This window comes from Microbacterium oxydans, from assembly GCF_026559675.1.
Taxonomy (GTDB): domain Bacteria; phylum Actinomycetota; class Actinomycetes; order Actinomycetales; family Microbacteriaceae; genus Microbacterium; species Microbacterium oxydans_D.
The window spans coordinates 2,543,032-2,561,994 of the sequence record NZ_CP092891.1; the positions used below are offsets into that span (position 1 = coordinate 2,543,032).

At 68.4% G+C, this 18,963-nt stretch carries 19 protein-coding genes and 1 tRNA gene; 10 read left to right on the top strand and 10 right to left on the bottom strand.

Annotation, left to right across the window (positions count from 1 at the left end):
• Nucleotide 1: 1 nt before the first annotated feature.
• Nucleotides 2-73: transfer RNA gene (locus MME74_RS12250), tRNA-Gln, on the bottom strand.
• Between the two features lie 123 nt (nt 74-196).
• Here MME74_RS12250 and MME74_RS12255 point away from each other — a divergent pair.
• Both MME74_RS12255 and MME74_RS12260 read left to right on the top strand, forming a co-directional pair.
• Entirely contained in the window at nt 197-694 is a 498-nt protein-coding gene (locus MME74_RS12255; RefSeq protein ID WP_267415305.1) for a GNAT family N-acetyltransferase, read from the top strand.
• Between the two features lie 7 nt (nt 695-701).
• Complete coding sequence (locus tag MME74_RS12260) at nt 702-1,196, top strand: MarR family winged helix-turn-helix transcriptional regulator (RefSeq protein WP_267415306.1); 495 nt, start codon at nt 702-704, stop codon at nt 1,194-1,196.
• Between the two features lie 39 nt (nt 1,197-1,235).
• On the opposite strand, the gene MME74_RS12265 is transcribed toward MME74_RS12260, so the two are convergent.
• Nucleotides 1,236-1,712, bottom strand: a complete 477-nt coding sequence (locus tag MME74_RS12265) for an RrF2 family transcriptional regulator (protein WP_267415307.1) — start codon at nt 1,710-1,712, stop codon at nt 1,236-1,238.
• A gap of 62 nt (nt 1,713-1,774) precedes the next feature.
• Here MME74_RS12265 and MME74_RS12270 point away from each other — a divergent pair, with 62 nt between their 5' ends.
• Together MME74_RS12270 and MME74_RS12275 are read left to right on the top strand one after the other, a co-directional pair.
• Nucleotides 1,775-2,524 carry an SDR family oxidoreductase gene (locus tag MME74_RS12270; RefSeq protein WP_267415308.1) on the top strand — a complete coding sequence of 250 codons (750 nt, stop codon included), beginning with the start codon at nt 1,775-1,777 and terminating at the stop codon, nt 2,522-2,524.
• A gap of 99 nt (nt 2,525-2,623) precedes the next feature.
• A complete protein-coding gene (locus MME74_RS12275; RefSeq protein ID WP_267415309.1) occupies nt 2,624-3,562 on the top strand; it encodes a pseudouridine synthase in 939 nt (312 codons plus the stop codon).
• On the opposite strand, the gene MME74_RS12280 is transcribed toward MME74_RS12275, so the two are convergent.
• From MME74_RS12280 to MME74_RS12295, 4 genes are all read right to left on the bottom strand, one after another.
• Nucleotides 3,549-4,208 carry a methionine ABC transporter permease gene (locus MME74_RS12280; RefSeq protein ID WP_267415311.1) on the bottom strand — a complete coding sequence of 220 codons (660 nt, stop codon included), beginning with the start codon at nt 4,206-4,208 and terminating at the stop codon, nt 3,549-3,551. The two genes, MME74_RS12275 and MME74_RS12280, sit on opposite strands and share 14 nt — an antisense overlap.
• Nucleotides 4,208-5,251: a methionine ABC transporter ATP-binding protein gene (locus MME74_RS12285; protein ID WP_267415312.1), complete on the bottom strand. Its 1,044-nt coding sequence runs from the start codon at nt 5,249-5,251 to the stop codon at nt 4,208-4,210. Before MME74_RS12285 ends, MME74_RS12280 begins: the two co-directional genes overlap by 1 nt.
• A gap of 96 nt (nt 5,252-5,347) precedes the next feature.
• Nucleotides 5,348-6,259, bottom strand: coding sequence for a MetQ/NlpA family ABC transporter substrate-binding protein (locus tag MME74_RS12290; protein WP_267415313.1), 912 nt, complete (start codon nt 6,257-6,259; stop codon nt 5,348-5,350).
• A 103-nt stretch (nt 6,260-6,362) separates the two neighbouring features.
• Nucleotides 6,363-8,138 (bottom strand): Na+/H+ antiporter, encoded by a 1,776-nt coding sequence (locus MME74_RS12295; RefSeq protein ID WP_267415314.1) that lies wholly within the window; start codon nt 8,136-8,138, stop codon nt 6,363-6,365.
• A 115-nt stretch (nt 8,139-8,253) separates the two neighbouring features.
• Between MME74_RS12295 and MME74_RS12300 the strand changes: the two genes are divergently transcribed.
• Genes MME74_RS12300 through MME74_RS12310 form a run of 3 tightly spaced genes read left to right on the top strand, consistent with a single transcriptional unit; the run spans nt 8,254 to nt 9,716 of the window.
• Entirely contained in the window at nt 8,254-8,592 is a 339-nt protein-coding gene (locus MME74_RS12300) for an ArsR/SmtB family transcription factor (protein WP_267415315.1), read from the top strand.
• A gap of 3 nt (nt 8,593-8,595) precedes the next feature.
• Nucleotides 8,596-9,090, top strand: a complete 495-nt coding sequence (locus MME74_RS12305) for an SRPBCC family protein (protein WP_267415316.1) — start codon at nt 8,596-8,598, stop codon at nt 9,088-9,090.
• Nucleotides 9,090-9,716: a dihydrofolate reductase family protein gene (locus MME74_RS12310; protein ID WP_267415317.1), complete on the top strand. Its 627-nt coding sequence runs from the start codon at nt 9,090-9,092 to the stop codon at nt 9,714-9,716. Before MME74_RS12305 ends, MME74_RS12310 begins: the two co-directional genes overlap by 1 nt.
• Here the strand turns inward: MME74_RS12310 and MME74_RS12315 are convergent.
• Nucleotides 9,697-11,520, bottom strand: a complete 1,824-nt coding sequence (locus tag MME74_RS12315) for an ABC-F family ATP-binding cassette domain-containing protein (RefSeq protein WP_267415318.1) — start codon at nt 11,518-11,520, stop codon at nt 9,697-9,699. The genes MME74_RS12310 and MME74_RS12315 overlap by 20 nt on opposite strands.
• Before the next feature lie 72 nt (nt 11,521-11,592).
• Between MME74_RS12315 and MME74_RS12320 the strand changes: the two genes are divergently transcribed.
• From MME74_RS12320 to MME74_RS12330, 3 genes are all read left to right on the top strand, one after another.
• A complete protein-coding gene (locus tag MME74_RS12320) occupies nt 11,593-12,534 on the top strand; it encodes a spermidine synthase (protein ID WP_267415319.1) in 942 nt (313 codons plus the stop codon).
• Nucleotides 12,535-12,645: 111 nt separating this feature from the next.
• A complete protein-coding gene (locus MME74_RS12325; protein ID WP_267415320.1) occupies nt 12,646-14,019 on the top strand; it encodes an HNH endonuclease signature motif containing protein in 1,374 nt (457 codons plus the stop codon).
• A gap of 116 nt (nt 14,020-14,135) precedes the next feature.
• A complete protein-coding gene (locus MME74_RS12330; RefSeq protein WP_267415321.1) occupies nt 14,136-14,696 on the top strand; it encodes an AAA family ATPase in 561 nt (186 codons plus the stop codon).
• Between the two features lie 82 nt (nt 14,697-14,778).
• Here the strand turns inward: MME74_RS12330 and MME74_RS12335 are convergent, their stop codons facing one another.
• The 3 genes from MME74_RS12335 to mmsA are packed head-to-tail and all read right to left on the bottom strand — an operon-like array spanning nt 14,779 to nt 18,922.
• Nucleotides 14,779-15,897, bottom strand: a complete 1,119-nt coding sequence (locus tag MME74_RS12335) for a sugar-binding protein (RefSeq protein ID WP_267415322.1) — start codon at nt 15,895-15,897, stop codon at nt 14,779-14,781.
• 59 nt (nt 15,898-15,956) lie between these two features.
• Nucleotides 15,957-17,330, bottom strand: coding sequence for a multiple monosaccharide ABC transporter permease (mmsB, locus tag MME74_RS12340; RefSeq protein WP_267415323.1), 1,374 nt, complete (start codon nt 17,328-17,330; stop codon nt 15,957-15,959).
• Nucleotides 17,327-18,922: a multiple monosaccharide ABC transporter ATP-binding protein gene (gene mmsA / locus MME74_RS12345; RefSeq protein WP_416383318.1), complete on the bottom strand. Its 1,596-nt coding sequence runs from the start codon at nt 18,920-18,922 to the stop codon at nt 17,327-17,329. Before mmsA ends, mmsB begins: the two co-directional genes overlap by 4 nt.
• Between the last annotated feature and the right edge of the window lie 41 nt (nt 18,923-18,963).

The window sequence follows — 18,963 nt, forward strand, 5'->3', positions numbered from 1 at the left end:
GCTCCGCCGCCAGGACTCGAACCTAGACCTCACAGCTCCAAAGGCTGTCGTGCTGCCATTACACCACGGCGGACCGCGACGCCCGAGGGCACCGCGGGGACAAGTCTGCCATGATCCGGCCGGTGTTCCGGTGTGTGCGGATGACGCGTGCTCGCGCCGTCATCCGTCGGAAACACGGCTCTGCGATGCTGACGCCATGAGCATCGTGATCGACCGGGTCGAGTCCGCCACCCCGGAGCTCGCCTCCTTCCTGCAGGCCCATCATGCGGAGATGGAGCACACCGCGCCGGCGGAGAGCCGCCACGCCCTCATGCTCGAGCGCCTGCTGACGCCGCGCGTGCGTCTGTTCGCCGGCCACCTCGACGGGAGCCCCGTCGCCACCGGTGCCCTCGCGACGGTCGAGGACGGGCACGAGGAGCTCAAGTCGATGCGGACGGATCCGGCCGTGCGCGGCCGCGGGCTGGGGAGGTCGATGCTGGCGTTCCTCCTCGCGGACGCCCGGGTGCGCGGCATCCGCCGGGTCTCGCTCGAGACCGGCAGCGCGGAGTTCTTCGTCCCGGCCCGCGCGATGTACGCGGCGGCGGGCTTCGTCGAGTGCGGCCCGTTCGGCGGCTACCTCCCCGACCCGCACAGCACGTTCATGACGCTCGACCTGCTCGCGGTGTCCGGCACCCCGGCCCCGCGCACGCGATAATGGGCGGATGAGCGAGGCTGATGAGGTCGACCGGATCGTCGGCGCATGGAACACCCAGCGTCCCGACCTCGACTTCTCCCCCCTCGAGGTGCTGTCGCGGATGGACCGGCTCTCGCGACATCTCGATCGCGCCCGTCGCGACGTCTTCCGCCGCAGCGACCTGGAGCACTGGGAGTGGGACGTGCTCTCCGCGCTGCGCCGGGCGGGCGCACCGTTCCAGCTCTCCCCCAAGCAGCTGCTGCAGCAGACGCTGGTCTCCAGCGGCACCATGACCAACCGGATCGACCGGCTCGTCGGCCGCCGCTTCGTGCGCCGCGAGGCCGATCCCGGCGACGGACGCAGCGTGCTGGTGACGCTCACGGATGACGGCCGCATCCGCGTGGACGCGGCGATTACGCGCCTCGTCGACGTGGAGGCCGATCTGCTGCAGGCCCTCTCCCGCTCGGACCGCGATCGCCTCGCCGGGCTCCTGCGCAAGCTGAGCCTGAGCTTCGACGCCTGAGCTTCGACGCGTGAACTTCGACGCCTGACGTCGTGCCCCTCAGCCCGCGGGTTCGAGGAGCAGTCTGCGATTCTTCTCCGGGACTCCCGCCGGTAGGCCCGCGACGATCTCGGCGACCGTGACGCCGGCGAGGGATTCGCGCCAGGCCTCGTGCGCGCGCCGCATGACAGCGGCCAGTGCGCACGGCCGCGTGCAGTCCTCCGGGCGGGCTGCTCCGCGCCCCTGCTGACGCAGCTCCCGGCACACGTACGGGTCGGCGGCGCCGTCGACGGCGATCACCAGGTCGAGGATGCTGATCCGCTCCGGGCCCGAGGCCAGCCGGAACCCGCCGCGCGGCCCGGTGCTCCCGGTGAGGATGCCCGCGCGCACGAGCTTGGCGAGCTGCTTGGAGAGATACGGGCCGGGAACCCCGAAGTGCTCCGCGAGCTGCGCGCCGGAGACGGTCGATCCCGCAGGGAGCTGGGCGATCACGGCGACCGTGTGCAGCACCCACTCGGAGGTCTCCGGAAGTTTCATTTGCCCAGCCTACCGCCCAGACTCTATTGTGGACACGTAATATCCATGATTAAGGAGTGAGCATGCGCATCGCAGTGGCTGGTGGTACGGGACGAATCGGGCGTCTGGTCGTGGCGGAGCTGGAGCGGACCGGCCAGGAGGCGGTCTCGCTGAGTCGCGGCGAGGGGGTCGATCTCCTCACCGGTGTCGGACTCCGCCAGCGCCTGGAGGGGGCGGATGCCGTGATCGACGCCACGAACCCTCCGGTCGCCGACATCGCGGAGGCCGAGCACGCCTTCGCCACGATCACCCGCAACCTCCTCACCGCCGAGACCGAGGCCGGAGTCGGGCACCACGTCGCGCTGTCGATCGCCGCGCTCGACGCCGTCGCCGGAAACCCGCACTACTACGGCAAGCGGGCGCAGGAGCGCGAGGTCACCGCGGGGACGGTGCCCTTCACGATCATGCGGGCCACCCAGTTCCACGACTTCCCGGCGATGATCGCCGAGTGGACGGTCGTCGACGGCGAGGCGATCGTGCCGCCGCTGCTGATGCAGCCCATCGCCCCGGCCGACGTCGCCGCCGCGCTGGTGGCCACGGCCGTGGGGACCCCGCTCTCCGGGTCCTTCGACATCGCGGGCCCGCGCACCGAGGACGCGGTCGACATGGCCCGACGCACCCTCGCCGTCCGCGGCCGCGACCTTCCCCTGCGGGCGGCATGGCGCGATGCCGCGCTGGGCGTGGAGTTCGCCGGCGAGGTGCTCATCCCCGGACCGGACGCCCGGCTCGCACCGACCTCGTTCGACGACTGGCTCGCGGCCGGAGCGCGCTGACAGCCGCTCCCCGGAAGGAGCCGAGGTCGCGGGTCGCCTAGGGTGGGAACATCCCGCTCGCGACCCGCGACCCTGCTCCCCGGAGGCCGACTGATGGGCATGCCCTCACCCCTCCCGATGCGCGACGGCGTGGGAGCCACTCGCCTGCACGTGCCCCGCACCGGCCCGTGGCCGACCGTGTCGGCGTACATGGTCGAGCGCTTCTTCCACCTGGACCCCGAGCGACTGCTCACGCGGTTCGACCTCGGCGATATCGTGACGGCCTCCGGTGCGCCCGTCCCCCGCGACGCTCCGCTCGGGAGCGTGGAGTTCGTCTGGTACTACCGCGAGCCCGCCGTCGAGACGCGGATCCCGTTCGAGATCGAGATCCTGCACCAGGACGACCATCTCGTGGTCGTCGACAAGCCGCACTTCCTGCCGACGACCCCGGGCGGCAAGTTCCTGCAGAACTCGGCGCTGGTGCGACTGCGCAACCTGCTCGACAATCCCGACCTCGCGCCGATCCACCGCCTGGATCGCGCGACCGCGGGGCTGCTGATGTTCTCGTCGCGCCCCGCCACCCGCGGCGCGTACCAGCTGCTGTTCGAGAACCGCGAGGTGCAGAAGGTGTACGAGGCGGTGTCCGCCCTCCCTCGACACGGCGACCTCCCCGCCTTCCCGCTCGTGTACCGCAATCGGATCGACAAGCCCCGCGGCCAGCTGCGCGTGGAGGTCGACGACACCAGGGAGCCGAACGCCGAGACCCTCGTCGAGCTGATCGGCAGCGACGACCGCGTGGTGCACACGCTGCTGCGGCCGCACAGCGGCAAGATGCACCAGCTGCGCGTGCACCTCGCCGCGCTCGGCATCGGCATCCTGAACGACCGGTTCTACCCGGACCTGCTCGACGACCTGCCGGACGACTTCGACCGCCCGCTGCAGCTGCTCGCGCGGGAGCTGCGTTTCGCGGACCCGCTCAGCGGGAAGGAGCGCGTGTTCACCACCCGGCGCACCCTCCAGGATGCGCCGGCCGGCGGGACTGCCGTCAGCGGCGCATGACCTTGCGTGCGAGGCGCGTGCCGAGCATCTGCACGAAGTGCACGAACACCACGATCAGGACGATCGCCGTCCACATCACGACCGGCTCGAACTGCCGGAATCCGTAGACCTGGGCGAAGGCGCCGAGACCGCCGCCGCCGATGAGCCCGGCCATCGCCGTCATGTCGATGAGCGCCACGACGATGAAGGTGTAGCCGAGGATCAGCGGCCCGAGGGATTCGGGGATCGCGACCGTGAAGAGGATGCGCCACGGGCCCGCGCCCATCGCGCGCGCCGCCTCGATCACGCCGGACGGGACCGAGACGAGGTGCTGTTCGACGATGCGGCCGATCGCGAAGGCTGCCGCGATACCGATGATGAACGCCCCGGCCGTCGTGCCGATGCCGATGCCCACCACGAGGCGTGCGAACGGCTGGGCCACCGCCACGAAGAGCACGAACGGGATCGGGCGGAAGAAGTTCACCCCGAGGTTCGCGATGAACGCGACGGTCCTGTTCTCCAGGAGCCCACCGGGGCGGGTGACGTAGAGGATGACACCGATCGCGAGTCCCAGCACACCGCCGAGGACGAACGCGAACGTCGTCATGTACAGGGTCTCGAGCGCGGCCTTCAGCAGTTCCGGCCACAGCTGGATCAGACGGTCCATCAGCGGGCCTCCTCTCCGGCGATCTCGGTCACTTCGACGCGTCGCGCGATGTCGGCGAGCGTGCGGTCGATGGCCGCGCTCTCGCCGCGGATCGCGAGGGTGAGGTGCCCGAACGCGCGCCCGCGGATGTCGTTGATGCCGCCGAAGACGAGCTCGAAGTCGAGACCGGCGCCGGCGAGGTCGAGGAACACCTGCGCCTGCGAGGAGTCGCCGTCCCGGAACGAGAACGTGACCAGCCGCCCCCGGTGGCGCTCGCGGAGCACGGCCAGCTCGGCAGGCGAGGGGATCCCCTTCACGACCGTGCCGACGAAGCGCTGCGAGGCGGGATTCTGCGGCGCGGAGAAGACGTCGAACACGTCGCCCCTCTCGATGACGCGGCCGTTCTCCATCACGGCGACCTTGGTCGCGATCGTCTGGATGACATCCATCTCGTGCGTGATGACGACGATCGTGACGCCCTGCTCCCGGTTGACCCGCTTGAGCAGATCGAGCACCTCGTGCGTCGTCTGCGGATCGAGCGCGCTCGTCGCCTCGTCGGCCAGCAGGATCGCGGGGCCGGTGGCGAGTGCTCGGGCGATGCCGACGCGCTGCTTCTGCCCGCCGGACAGCTGCTCCGGATAGGCCGTCGCCTTGTCGGACAGGCCGACGAAGCTGAGCAGCTCGGCGACCCGCTCCTCGATGTCGGGCTTGGACCAGCCGGCGAGCTTGAGGGGGTAGGCGATGTTCGCCTTGACGCTTCGGGACGAGAACAGGTTGAACTGCTGGAAGATCATCCCGATGCCGCCGCGCACCCGACGCAGCTCGCTCTCCTTGAGCGCGGTGATGTCGACACCGTCGACGGTGATCGTGCCGCTCGTCGCGGGCTCCAGGGCGTTGATCAGCCGCACGAGCGTGGACTTGCCCGCGCCGGAGTATCCGATGATCCCGAAGACGTCGCCCTTCTCGATCGAGAGGGTGACGTCGTCGACGGCCACGATCTCGGACTCGTCGCCGTTGCGGGAGGGGTAGGTCTTGGAGACGTTCGTCAGGGTGACGATCGGCATGTGCTGCTCCGGTCTGCTTCGGGAACGAAGAATCGGGTGACGCGTTTTCGCGCCACCCGATTCTCCCTCATCGGACGGGGTGGAATCCCCCGCGTCCTACTTGTTCGCGTCGGCGTCCTTCTGGACCTTCGCGAGGGAGGAGACCAGATCCTCCACCGGCGTCTGCAGCGCCACGGCGGTGCCGCCGGACGACTCCAGCAGGCCCTTCTGGACGGCCTCGTTGGTCTGGAAGATCTCGACGAGCTTGAGGTACGTCTCGTTGTCCGCGTCTTCCGCGCGGGCGGCGAAGATGTTGACGTACGGCAGCGCGCTGGCGTCTTCGGGGTCGTCCTGAGCGATCGCGTCCTCGAACGTGAGGCCGGCGTCCTGCACGAAGTCGTTGTTGATGATCGCGGCGGCGACGTCGGGCAGCGAGGTCGGGATCAGCGCCGCCTCCAGCGCGGTGACCTTGACCTTCGACTTCTCGGTGTCGACGTCCGCGAGGTCGGAGTACGGCGTGCCGCCGCTCTTCAGCTCGACCAGACCGGCCTGCTGAAGGACGTTGAGGGCACGGGCCTGGTTCGAGGCATCGTCCGGGACGGCGACGCTCTCCCCCTTGGGGATGCTGTCGACGTCGTCGTACTTCGTCGAGTACAGACCCAGCGGGTAGATCGCGGTGGAGCCGATCGGCGTGAGGTCGGAACCCGAGGCGTTGTTGTACTCGGCGAGGTACACGATGTGCTGGAACTGGTTCAGGTCGATCTCGCCCTCGGTGAGCGCGGGGTTCGGCTGCTCGTAGGAGCCGAAGTCGACCAGCTCGACCGTGATGCCCTCGTCGGCTGCGGCCTCGACGAAGGCCGGCCACTGGGCGTCGCCCTTGCCGACGACGCCGATCTTGACGACCTCGTCCTCGGTCGAGCCCTCGCTGCCGGAGCCGGCGTTCGAGGATGCGGTGGCGCAGCCCGTGAGCGCGACGAAGAGCGGGACCGCGACGAGCGCGGCGAGGATGGAAGTGGTGCGGCGTGACATGTGAAGGGGTTCCTCTCTTGGGGGACTCGAATACGTTAGGCAGGCTCGACCGCGCGCGCGGAATCGTCGTGTCACACGACGTCACAGCCGAGCGGCGGTCCGCTCAGTCGAACTCTTCGATCCCCTGCAGGCGCACCTGCTCCAGGTCGAGGCGGGCGGAGATGCGACGCACGACGATGTCGTCCACCGTGCCGGCTCCGCGCAGCCCCAACAGCACCTCGCGCTTGCGGTCGATGAGGGCGAGCTTGAGTCGCGTGTGCTCCTCATGCCGGATGAGGGGCGACCGCTGCGCGAGGTCGACATCGGTCGAGGTGGCGATGATCTGCAGGACCGAGCCGTCGATGGCATCCGTCTCCGCGATCCGCTCTGCGCCTCCGCTCGGCGCCGGATCGACCTCGGAGCCATCGGTCCCGGCGGTGCCCGCGCTCAGCGGATCCGGTTCGCCGAGCATCTCGTCGAGCGCGTCGGCCTCGGCGTCGACGAGCGCCTGCTCGCGCGCCAGCGATCGTGCGTTCGCGAACTCCAGCATCTGGTAGCCCTCGGAGCGCACGCGGTCGCGGACCTCCTGTCCGATCCCGTGCTCGGCGGCGAGGTCGTCCAGCGCCGCGAGCGCCGCACCGGAGATCGCGCGCTCCGCGAGCTCGTACTCCTCGTCCTCGACATGATCGGCCGGGAACCGCGCCCAGCGCACGATGGCCGGCAGCAGCATGCCCTGCACGAGCAGGCTCAGCATGATGACGCCCGCGGTGACGAACACGATCTCGTCGCGTCCGTTGATCTCTCCACCCTCGGTGATGGTCGTGGGGACGGAGAGCGCGATCGCGAGGGACACCGCGCCGCGCATCCCGGCGACGGTCGACACGGCGCGGGCGCGGGCTCGTGCGCCCGGCGCCGGCCGCGGACCGGTCTGGCGCTGGAACGGCACGTTGAGCAGCTGGAACAGGTAGCGCACGACCAGCAGGGTCGCCCAGACCGAGAGCGTGATGAGGACCAGACGCCCGATCGCCGCCGCCGAGATCTCGTGCACGACGTACTGCACCTCGAGGCCGATCAGCACGAACAGGGCGCCGTTGAGCAGGAAGACGCCGAACGGCCAGGCCGCATCCGCCTGCCTCCGGGAGGACGCGGTCGTCACCCGAGGGGACACGTACGCCACGATGAGTCCGGCCACGACGACCGCGAGCACACCGGACGCGTGCACCATCTCGGCGACGAGGAACGCCGTGAACGGGATCAGCAGCAGCGCGACGTTGATCACGATCGTCGACGAGGTGCGACGCAGCAGCAGGTAGCCGAGCGCCGCGATGACGACACCGGCCGCGATGCCGCCCACGTAGGAGATCAGCACGTCGAGCGTGACCGACAGCGGGGTGATCTGGCCGCCGAGGGCGAGCGACACGGCGATGGCGTAGAGCACCAGGGCGGTGCCGTCGTTCGTCAGACTCTCGGCCTTGAGCTTCATGAACATGCGGCGCGGCAGCAGGCGGCCGAGGGCGGCCACAGCTGTGGCGTCCGGCGGGGCGACGGCCGCACCGAGGATGAGGGCGATCTCCCACGGCATCCCGAACAGCACGCCGATGCCGGCCACGGCGAACGCCGAGGCGACGACGAGGACCGTGCTCATCGGGAGGATGTAGCGGAAATCGCGGCGGATCGAGCGCAGCGACGTCGTCAGGCTCTCCCAGAACAGCATCACCGGGAGGAACAGCAGCAGGACCGTCTCCGGTGGCAGCTGCACCTCGCGCAGCTGCGGCACGAAGCCGAGCAGCAGCCCGAAGACGACGAGTACGAGCGGGAGCGCGAGGCGCACGCGCGGGGCGATCAGGGTTCCGACGAGGATCGTGAGTCCGAGCAGGACGGTTACTTCGAGGCCTTCCATCCTTACCTCCCAACAGCGATGAGAGAAGGATATTCCTCCGTCAGCCGATCTCGTCCGCGGAGTTGGTTCCGGTCATCGCTGGACACACTTTCCCATATGGGTATATGTTGCTTCCATGGCACGAGCAGCGACGACATCGGATGTGTTCAATGCGATCGCCGAGCCTCGGCGTCGGCAGATCCTGACGCTGCTGCGCGACGGCGAACGACCGGCGACCACACTGTCGGAGGAGTTGGGGTTGTCCCAGCCCGGCACGTCGAAGCATCTTCGCGTGCTCCGAGAAGTGGGCCTGGTCCGGGACCGCAGAGCGGGCAAGCAGCGCCTCTACGCTCTGGACGCCCGGGGCCTGCGATCGGTGCACGAGTGGTCAGGCGGATTCGAGCGGTTCTGGAGCGAGAGCTTCGACCGACTCGACGCGTATGTGCAGGAACTCAAGAACGAGAGGCAGGACTAGCGGATGCAGAAAGCACGAGGAGAGACACCGACCGCCGACCGGGAGATCGTGATCTCGAGGGTGATCGACGCTCCGCGAGAGCTGGTGTTCGAGGCGTTCACGGAGGTGCGGCACCTCTCGCAGTGGTGGGGGCCCACCGGCTTCACCACCACCACGCGATCGTTCGAGTTCCGTGTCGGCAGCGAATGGGTGTTCGTGATGCACGGCCCCGACGGCACCGACTACCCCGAGTGGATCGCGTGGACGGCGATCGAGCCTCCGTCCCGGATCGCCCTGCGGCACGGCGAGCATCGCGACGACCCCGAGGCATTCGAGTCGATCCTCACGTTCACGGCCGACGGGGAGACGACCCGGATCGAGATGATCACCGTTTTCGCGACCCCGGAGCTGCGTGACGCGGCGATCGAGAAGCACGGCGCGATCGAGGGTGGACGGCAGACGCTGGCGAGTCTCGCCGCCTACGTCGGCGAGCTCGTGCGGAAAGGACACCGGGGCTGATGGCGGGCACAGTGTTCTTCAGCGTCTCGATGTCGCTGGACGGCTACATCGCCCCCGACTCCCCCGACGAGCTGATGGGGAAGCAGTGGATGGAGCTGCAGAAATGGGTGTTCCGGCAGCGGCACTTCCGGGAGAACCTGAAGCTCGGCGACGGCGGGGAGGAAGGACGCGACAACGACATCGTGCGCGAGACCTTCGAGCGCACCGGCGCGAGCGTGATGGGCAAGCGCATGTTCGACGCCGGCGAGCACGCCTGGCCGGACGATCCCCCGTTCCACACTCCGGTCTTCGTCGTGACGCACGAGGAGCGCGCTCCATGGGAGCGACAGGGGGGAACCACGTTCCACTTCGTGAACGACGGCATCGAATCGGCAGTGGAACGCGCGCGGGCAGCCGCGGGCGCGCGCGACGTGCGTATCGCGGGCGGCGCCGCGACGATCGTGCAGTGTCTCGACGCCGGCCTGGTGGACGAGTTCCATGTCGCCGTCTCGCCCGTGCTGTTCGGCAGCGGCATCCGCCTCTTCGACGGCGTGGATGCGGAACGGGTGGCGCTGGAGCTGAAGAGCGCGGAGCCTTCGCCGAACACCACGCACCTTCGCTATAGGGTCAGCCGATCTCCTCGGTGAGTTCGAACCAGCGCAGCTCCAGCTCCTCGATCTCGGCCTGCTGATCGCTGATCTTCTTCATGCGATCGCCGAGGCCCGCGTAGTCGGACTGGTCGTGATCGGCCAGTGCCGTCTTCGCGGTGTTCACCTGCTGCGTGAGCTTCTGGATGCGCCGTTCGAGGGCCGACACCTCCTTCTGCGCCGTGCGCAGGGCGGCACCGTCGAGTCCCTTGGCGGTCGCCGCCGCGGTCGCCGTCGCCGCGGCCGTCGCGGTCTGCTTCGAACCGGTCGAGGACTGCAGGTGCCGCAGTCGCAGGTACTCGTCGACGCCACCGGGCAGGTGCCGCAGATGACCGTCGAGGATCGCGTACTGCTGATCGGTGACGCGCTCCAGGAAGTACCGGTCGTGGCTGACCACCAGGAGCGTGCCGGACCAGGAGTCGAGCAGGTCTTCGATCGCGGCGAGCATGTCGGTGTCGAGGTCGTTGGTCGGCTCGTCGAGGATCAGCACGTTCGGCTGGTCGAGCAGCACGAGCAGCAGCTGCAACCGTCGCTGCTGACCGCCCGAGAGGTCCTTCACGGGCGTCGAGAGCTGCGCGGAGTCGAACCCGAGCCGTTCGAGCAGCTGTCCCGGCGTGAGATCCTGCGCCTTGGAGCCGGCCCCCATCGTGTACGAGGTGCGCAGTCCGGAGATGATCACGCGCACCGGGTCGTTCCAGTGCTGGGTGAGCTCGTCGAGCCGCTGCGTGAGGGTCTGCACCTTCACGGTGCTGCCGCGCTTGACCCGGCCGACGGTCGGCTCCACGGTGCCGGAGATGAGACCGAGCAGGGTGGACTTGCCGGCGCCGTTCACGCCGAGGATGCCGGTGCGCTCCCCCGGTGCGATGCGCCACTCGATGTCGCGCAGCACGACCTTCTCGCCGCCGTCCGCCGTGGGGTAGGTCACTCCGACGTCGAGCAGGTCGACCACGTCCTTGCCGAGGCGCGAGACGGCGAGCGACTGCAGGGAGACCTTGTCGCGGATCTCGGGCACGTCGGCGATGAGCTCGTTCGCGGCGTCGATGCGGAACTTCGGCTTGGCCGTGCGGGCGGGGGCGCCGCGGCGGAGCCACGCGAGCTCCTTCTTCGCGAGGTTCTGACGCTTCGCCTCGGTCGCGGCCGCCATCCGGTCGCGCTCGACGCGCTGCAGGATGTACGCCGCGTAGCCGCCCTCGAAGGGCTCGACGATGCGGTCGTGCACCTCCCAGGTCTCGGTGCTGATCTCGTCGAGGAACCACCGGTCGTGGGTCACGACCATGAGGGCGCCCGAGTTCGGAGACCAGCGCTTCTTGAGGTGTCCCGCGAGCCAGGTGATGGCCTCGACGTCGAGGTGGTTGGTGGGCTCGTCGAGCGCGATCACGTCCCAGTCGCCGGTGAGCAGCTTCGCGAGCGAGACGCGGCGCCGCTGACCACCGCTGAGGGAGCCGATCTCGGCGTCCCAGGGCAGATCGGTGAGCAGTCCTTCGATGACGTCGCGGATGCGCGCATCGCCCGCCCACTCGTACTCCGGGGTGTCGCCGACGACGGCGGCGCTGATCGTCAGGTCGTCCGGCAGGTTGTCGGCCTGGTCGAGCACGCCGATGCGGGTGCCGCCGCGCACCGTGACGCGTCCGGAGTTCGGCTCCTTGATGCCGGCCAGCATCCCGAGGAGGCTGGACTTGCCGTCGCCGTTGCGGCCGACGATGCCGATGCGATCGCCCTCCTCGATGCCGAGGGTCACGGAGTCGAAGACGACTCTGGTCGGGTATTCGAGGTGCAGGGCTTCAGCCCCGAGAAGATGTGCCATGTTCCCTCCAGGGTAGCCGCGCGCGGTGGGCGCCACGGCCGTCCTCGGCTCCACCCGACCTAAGATCGACTGGTGCCAAGGAATCGCCGGGTGTTCTCGCTCATGCTCGATGACCGCAGGGCGAAGCTGATGCAGTCGAAACGGCGACCCGGTCGCTACGAACTCAGCGTCGACGGGATTCCGCAGTCCGTCGTCTCGATGACGGAGCCCACCGACCTCGAATACGCGTACATCCAGCACATCGCCCGGGCGATGGATGCCGCGGCGGAGCCCGGTGCGCCGCTGTTCACCGTGCATCTGGGCGCCGGAGCCCTCACGCTGGCGCGCTATGTCGAGGCCACGCGCACCGGATCGCCTCAACTCGTCGTCGAGTTCGAACCCGCTCTCTACGAAGCGGTGATCGCCGCGCTGCCGCTGCCCGCCGGCACGGATCTGCGGGTCATCTTCGGCGACGCACGAGCGGTGGCGGACGCGGAACTTCCGGGCGAGGAGCTTCCGGGCGAGGAGCGATCGCCCCTGCCGTCCTCCCCGTCCCCCGCGCTCGGCGCCGCAGCCACCGGTCGCACCGCGGTCGACACCGACTGGGTGGATGCGCGCTTCACCGTCGTCGATCTCTGGGACGCCGCCGTCATCCGGCATCGCGTGGCCAGCCAGGAGTTCTACCGCCGCGTCGCCGCGCGCTCGGCAGCAGACGGCGTCGTGGCGGTGAACCTGCTCGATGGGCATCCGTTCGAGTACTCACGACGGCAGGCGGCCACCCTGAGCACCGTGTTCGATCACCTCGCCGTCGTCCTCGACGCCGAGCCGAACGATGATGAAGGACCCCTCGGCAACGTCGTCATCTTCGCGAGCGACGAGCCGCTGCCCGTCGTGACGACCCCGGAGCTCCTCGGCACACCGCAGCCCCACATGCTCCACGGCGATTCGCTGCGGTCGTGGATCGGCGAGGCGCGCATCATGACCGACGCCGACGGCACCGACTCCCCCGACCCCGACGACCCGATCTGGAACTAGCGCTCAGCTCGCGGGAGCCCTTCCCTCGGATCGGCGGGCCGGTGTCGATCGGATGCCGGAATCCCGGTGAACATAGTTTCGAATGTCGGTGGTCCGTGATGGACTGAAGTCATGACAGCACTGCTCGACGCGACGGATTCCCAGATGGCGATGCTCGCCGATCTGGTGGCGTCGCTCGAGGCGGCGAAATCGACGTTGAGCAGCATGCAGGCGGCCCGCGACGGCATGCTCGCGATGGCCGGGCGCCTCGCGGTCGACATCGCTCGTGAGGCCGCGCATCCTGACCATGGCGACATGGCGATCCGCACGGTCGCCGCCGAGATCGGTGCGGCGCAGCATGTGAGCGACCGCACGATCGAGCGGAGGATGGCCGAGGCTTCCTGGCTGGTCGAGCGGTTCCCGACGGTGTGGGAGGCGCAGGGCGAAGGACGGATCAGCGCGGCGCATTCGCGGGTGATCGTCGACGCGGGAGCGCATCTCGACGATGCCGAGGATCGCGCCGCGTATGCCGCGGAAGTGGTGGAGCTCGCCGCGACGGAGTCTCCGAATCGTCTGCGCCGGATCGCACGGCGGCTTGCCGAACGGTTCCAGGAACGCAGCATCACCGAGCGGCATCTCGATGCGCGCGCCCAGCGGCGGGTGTGGGTGAAAGACCTCGACGACGGGATGGCCGAGCTCGGAGCGCGGGGACCCGCCGTCCTCCTGCACGGGATGCTCGACCGTCTGTCGCAGATGGCGCATGCGGTGAAGGAGGAGAACGGCAGGGCGGCGAAGCATGCCGGCGCCGATCCCGGTGCCGATCCCGGTGCTGATCCCCGCGCCGCTGCCGGCACCGCTGCTGGCACCGCACAGCCTCCCGTGGATGAGCGGACGATCGACCAGCTGCGCGCCGACCTGCTCGCCGATCTCGTGCTCACCGGAACCCCTGTGGGGCATGACACGACGGACGGACTGCTGAGCGAGATCCGCGCCAGGGTCGAGGTCACGGTGCCGGTGCTCACCCTGATGGACGATGGCTCCTCGCCGACGTCTCCTCCTGCCGAGCTCGACGGCGTGACACCGATCGATACGGCGACCGCTCGGACGCTCGCGGGCTCGGCGACGGGCTGGGAGCGCGTGCTGACGCATCCGATCTCGGGCGGGCTGCTCGCGGTAGACCGCTACCGTCCGGGTGAGCAGCTACGACGGCACCTCCGCGCGCGAGACCAGCGCTGCCGGTTCCCCGGATGCGGGATCGCGGCGCGGAAGTGCGACCTCGACCACAATCATGCGGCATCGGCAGGCGGTGCCACCGCGGATGGGAACCTCTCCGCGTTCTGTCGACGACATCACATGCTCAAGCACCACTCCCCCTGGCACGTCGAACAGCGCCCGGGCGGCGTGCTGGCGTGGACGAGTCCGACGGGTCGCGCGTACATCGACCGCCCGCCACCGCAGCACACGGTGACCTTCACGAGCGCCGACGAGATGCCCGTTCCGTTCTGAGCAGCGCCTGGAGTCGGCGCATCATCCGGGTTCCGGAATCACCGGCAGACGGCGAATAGGGTGTGAGCCGGGGGGATTCGATGGACCACGACCACACAGCAGAGGCCGGAGCTCCGGTGAGGACGGAAGGCGGCTGCTGCATCTTCGTCAACGGCCTCCCCGGATCCGGCAAGTCCACCTACGCACGGAAGTTCGTCAACGCCCGGCGCGGATGGCTCAACCTCGACGTCGATCTGTTGCGCGGACTCCTGGGTACGGCCTCGGTGGACTTCGTTCAGGCCGGTGCCGAGGTCCAGCCGCTCGCCCTGGCCGTCCTCAGGGAGCAGATCGCCTCCGGAGGCAACGTGATCTTCCCACAGCTCTTCTTCATCCCCGCGGAGGCCTCCGCGTTCGAGGACGCGGTCCTGGCGAGCGGCGGAAGGATACGACGCACGCTGCTCCGCGAGGATGTCGACGAGTGCTGGCGCCGCGTCGAGGCGCGGGCACGACAGGCTCCCACCGACTCCGTGGAGCGCGGGATCCTCGCCCTGCTCACGGACGCCGGCGGCGTCGCCGAGCTGGAGCGGATGGAGCGGCAGCTGTCCGCGTGGTCGGACCTCGCCGATCCACTCGTCCTCATCACCGCGGCGACGCCCCACGAAGAGCTCGCGGCGCTCGCGACCACCCCTCATCCCTGACACGACGAACCGCCCGGACCCGAAGGCCCGGACGGTTCGTGTGTCCGCGTGGACGGTGTCCGCGTGGACGGTGTCGTGAGACTTACTGGTACGACTTCACGATCTCGAGGAGGCTCGGGACGTTGGCGTAAGCCTCGGCCGCGTTCTCCTTCGTGACGATGATCGGGTCGAGCAGGTAGGCCGGAACGACCTTCACGCCGTTGTCGTACTGCTCGGTGTCGTTGACGTCGACCTTCTCGCCCTTCTGGAGCTGGCCGACCATCTTGATGGACTGCTCGACGAGGAGCGTGGTGTCCTTGTTGATCGTGGAGTACTGGATGCCCTCCATGATCGACTTGACCGACTCGACCTCGGAGTCCTGACCGGTGACGACCGGGACATCCTTGCCGGCGCCCTGCACCGAGGTGATGATGGCGCGAGCGAGCGTGTCGTTCGGGGACAGGACGCCGTCCAGCGTCGCCGAGCTGTAGGTCGACGTGAGGAGCGAGTCCATGCGGCGCTGTGCGTTCTCCGCCTTCCAGCCCTCGGTCGCCGTCTGGGCGATCTCGGTCTGGCCGGAGACGACCTTCAGCGTGCCGTCGTCGATCTTCGGCTGCAGCACGTCCATCGCACCGTTGAAGAACACGGCGGAGTTCGCGTCATCCGGAGAACCCGAGAACAGCTCGATGTTGTACGGAGCCTCGTGGCCCGCGCGCTCGGCGAGGCCGTCGAGCAGAGCCTGGCCCTGCAGCTGACCGACCTTGAAGTTGTCGAACGCGACGTAGTAGTCGACGGCCTCCGTGTTCTCGATCAGACGGTCGTAGGCGATGACGGTGACGCCGGCGTCGCGGGCTGCCTCGACCTGCGTCGCGAGCTGCTTGCCGTCCTTGGCACCGATGATGATGACCTTGGCGCCACCGGTGACCATCGCCTGGATCTGGTTCTGCTGCTCGGCGACCGTGTTGCTGGCGGGCGCGTACTGCACGTCCGGCTTGAATCCGGCCTTGGTCAGGCCGTCCGTGAACAGCTGACCGGCGAGGACCCAGTTCTCCGAGGTCTTGTCCGGGAGGGCGACACCGATCGTGGCGTCGGCGGCGAAGCCCTTGGCGGTCTCCTCCCCCGCTCCGGATCCGGTGTCACCGCCGCGCTCCGAGGAGCAGCCGGTGAGGGCGAAGGCGCCCGCGACGACAAGCGCTGTCGCCGACAGAAGAATCTTCTTCATGTGATCTCTTTCTCTGGTGTGTGAAGGTCTCGTCACGCGTGCGGCACGCGATTCGACCCCTACTTTCCGCGCGTCTCGTCGACGGCGGGGGCTTCGTACTTCTGGCTGGTGGGGTAGTTCGTCTTCGTCGGATCGAAGGTGTCGGTCGCGGGGTCCTGCTTGCGACCGAAGCGACGGGTCAGGAACCCGGTGATCGACGGGCGGCCCTGCTGCTTGTTCCAGACGTCGACGCCGACGGCGAAGAGCAGCACGAGACCCTTGATCATCGAGACCACGTCGGCACCGGCACCCAGCAGCGCCAGACCGTTGTTCAGGAACGCCATCACGAGACCACCGATGATCGAGCCGATCACGGTGCCGATGCCGCCCGAGACGGCCGCGCCACCGATGAACACCGAGGCGATCGCGTCGAGCTCCCACCCGTTGCCGTCCTGAGGGCCGGAGGCGGTGGCGCGTGCGACATAGATCATGCCGGCGAGCGAGGCGAGGACCGACATGTTCATCATCACGAAGAAGTCGACCCAGCGGTCCTTCACACCCGAGAGGCGGGCGGCCTGGCGGTTGCCACCGACCGCGTAGATGTGCCGGCCGAAGACCGTGTTGTTCGTGATGAACGAGTACAGGATGACGAGGGCGAGCAGGATGATGCCCGAGATCGGGAAGCTGGTGCCCTCACGACCGGTCGCGAACAGCCAGCCGGCGACGAGGATCACGACGGAGATCAGCACGACCTTGGTGACGCTCACCCAGAGCGGCGCCATGTCGGCCCCCATCTTGTGCTGGATGCGACGGGTGCGGATCTCCCAGAACACGATCCAGGCGACGCCGAGGAGGGCGAGGAGCATGGTGAGCACGTTGAAGGGCACCGGGATGAACGACAGCTCCGGAAGATACCCGGCGCCGATGACCTTGAAGCCCTGCGGCACCGGAATCGACTGCGAGTCGCCGACCCACTGGTTCGCCCCGCGGAAGAACAGCATGCCGGCCAGCGTCACGATGAACGCGGGTACTCCGACGTACGCGACCCAGAAGCCCTGCCAGGCGCCCACGAGCACGCCGACACCGAGGCCGAGCAGGACACCGAGCGGCCAGGGGAGGTTCCAGTCCGCCATCGCCTTCGCGACCACGATGCCCGTGAACGCGGCGACCGAGCCGACCGACAGGTCGATGTGCCCCATGATGATGACCATCACCATGCCGATCGCGAGGATCAGGATGTAGGAGTACTGGTTGACGACGTTGATCAGGTTGCCCGAGGAGAGCGTGAGGCCGGTGCCCTTGAAGATCCAGGTCAGCACCTGGAAGACGACGAGGATCACGACGAGGCTGCCGAGGATGCCGAACTGGCGGAGGGTCGACTGCCCGCCGCCGAACATCTTCGTGATGTCCTTGAAGTGGAAGCCGCGCTTCGTTGCGGTGGTGTCGGTGGTCATGCGGATGCTTTCTGGGTCGCGGAGGTCATGCTGCGCATGAGGTCCTCAGGTGTCGCCTGATCGGCCGGGATGCAGTCGGTGACCCGACCTTCGAAGACGGTGTAGATGCGGTCGGAGATGCCGAGGAGCTCGGGGAGCTCGCTGGAGATGACGATGACGCCCTTGCCCTGCGCGGCGAGCTGGTTGATGATCGCGTAGATCTCGTACTTCGCTCCCACGTCGATGCCGCGGGTGGGCTCGTCGAGGATCAGCAGGTCGGGGTCGGTGAACATCCACTTCGCCAGCACGACCTTCTGCTGGTTGCCGCCGGAGAGCTTGCCGACGCCCTCCTCCACCGAGGGGGTCTTGATGCGGAGCACCTTGCGGTACTCCTCCGCCACCGCGAACTCGGCGCGGGCGTCCACGACGCCGCGCTTGGCGATCTTGGAGAGCTTGGCGGCGACGATCGAGCGCTTGATGGTGTCGAGGAGGTTGAGCCCGAGCACCTTGCGGTCCTCGCTCACGTAGGCGAGACCGTGCTTGATGGCCGAGGCCACGTCGTGCAGCACGACCTCCTCGCCGTCCTTGATCAGGGTGCCGGAGAGGAAGGTGCCGTAGGAGCGGCCGAAGACGCTCATCGCGAACTCGGTGCGACCCGCGCCCATGAGGCCCGCGATGCCGACCACCTCGCCGCGACGGACATTGAGGTTCGATCCCTTGACGACCATGCGCTCCGAGACGGTCGGGTGCTGCACCCACCAGTCCTTGACCTCGAAGAACACCTCGCCGATCTCGGGCGTGCGGTCGGGGTACCGGCTCTCCAGCGAGCGTCCGACCATGCCGCGGATGATGCGGTCCTCGTTGATCTCGCCGCGGGAGATGTCGAGCGTCTCGACCGTGCGGCCGTCGCGGATGATGGTGATCTCGTCGGCGATCTGCTCGATCTCGTTGAGCTTGTGGCTGATCATGATCGACGCGATGCCCTTGGCCTTGAGGCCGAGGATCAGGTCGAGCAGGTGCTGCGAGTCGTTCTCGTTGAGAGCGGCGGTCGGCTCGTCGAGGATGAGGAGCTTGACCTCCTTGTTGAGCGCCTTCGCGATCTCGATCAGCTGCTGCTTGCCGACGCCGAGCGTCTTGATCTGCACATCGGGGTCCTCGCTCAGACCGACCCGGGCGAGCAGCTCGATCGTCCGCTCCTTCTGCGCCTGCCAGTCGATGCGGCCGAGGTGCTGGATCTCGTTGCCGAGGAAGATGTTCTCGGTGACCGAGAGCTCCGGGATCAGCGCGAGCTCCTGGTGGATGATCGCGATCCCGGCCTGCTCGCTGGCGGCGATGTCGCGGAAGCGCTGCTCCTCGCCGTAGAGCAGGATCTCCCCGTCGTAGGTCCCGTACGGGTACACCCCGGACAGGACCTTCATCAGCGTCGACTTCCCGGCACCGTTCTCGCCGCAGATCGCATGGATCTCGCCGGCGCGGACGGTGATGGAGACGTCGGCGAGTGCCTTGACACCCGGGAACTCCTTGGTGATGCTGCGCATCTCCAGGATCGGGCCTGACACGGTAGGCAACGTTGCTGTGGTGCTCACGGATCTTTCCTCGCGACGTGCGGTCACCTTCGATGTGACCGTTCACATTGGATTACATCGTCCACTCA

Excerpts from the sequence above, each read along its gene's own strand:
- MME74_RS12310 (WP_267415317.1), top strand. The coding sequence starts at position 9,090 with ATGGCGGGCACAGTGTTCTTCAGCGTCTCGATGTCGCTGGACGGCTAC.
- MME74_RS12275 (WP_267415309.1), top strand. The coding sequence starts at position 2,624 with ATGCCCTCACCCCTCCCGATGCGCGACGGCGTGGGAGCCACTCGCCTG.
- MME74_RS12260 (WP_267415306.1), top strand. The coding sequence starts at position 702 with ATGAGCGAGGCTGATGAGGTCGACCGGATCGTCGGCGCATGGAACACC.
- MME74_RS12290 (WP_267415313.1), bottom strand. The coding sequence starts at position 6,259 with ATGTCACGCCGCACCACTTCCATCCTCGCCGCGCTCGTCGCGGTCCCG.
- MME74_RS12270 (WP_267415308.1), top strand. The coding sequence starts at position 1,775 with ATGCGCATCGCAGTGGCTGGTGGTACGGGACGAATCGGGCGTCTGGTC.
- mmsB (WP_267415323.1), bottom strand. The coding sequence starts at position 17,330 with ATGACCACCGACACCACCGCAACGAAGCGCGGCTTCCACTTCAAGGAC.
- MME74_RS12315 (WP_267415318.1), bottom strand. The coding sequence starts at position 11,520 with ATGGCACATCTTCTCGGGGCTGAAGCCCTGCACCTCGAATACCCGACC.
- MME74_RS12285 (WP_267415312.1), bottom strand. The coding sequence starts at position 5,251 with ATGCCGATCGTCACCCTGACGAACGTCTCCAAGACCTACCCCTCCCGC.
- MME74_RS12325 (WP_267415320.1), top strand. The coding sequence starts at position 12,646 with ATGACAGCACTGCTCGACGCGACGGATTCCCAGATGGCGATGCTCGCC.
- MME74_RS12300 (WP_267415315.1), top strand. The coding sequence starts at position 8,254 with ATGGCACGAGCAGCGACGACATCGGATGTGTTCAATGCGATCGCCGAG.
- MME74_RS12295 (WP_267415314.1), bottom strand. The coding sequence starts at position 8,138 with ATGGAAGGCCTCGAAGTAACCGTCCTGCTCGGACTCACGATCCTCGTC.
- MME74_RS12305 (WP_267415316.1), top strand. The coding sequence starts at position 8,596 with ATGCAGAAAGCACGAGGAGAGACACCGACCGCCGACCGGGAGATCGTG.
- MME74_RS12335 (WP_267415322.1), bottom strand. The coding sequence starts at position 15,897 with ATGAAGAAGATTCTTCTGTCGGCGACAGCGCTTGTCGTCGCGGGCGCC.
- MME74_RS12265 (WP_267415307.1), bottom strand. The coding sequence starts at position 1,712 with ATGAAACTTCCGGAGACCTCCGAGTGGGTGCTGCACACGGTCGCCGTG.
- MME74_RS12255 (WP_267415305.1), top strand. The coding sequence starts at position 197 with ATGAGCATCGTGATCGACCGGGTCGAGTCCGCCACCCCGGAGCTCGCC.
- MME74_RS12280 (WP_267415311.1), bottom strand. The coding sequence starts at position 4,208 with ATGGACCGTCTGATCCAGCTGTGGCCGGAACTGCTGAAGGCCGCGCTC.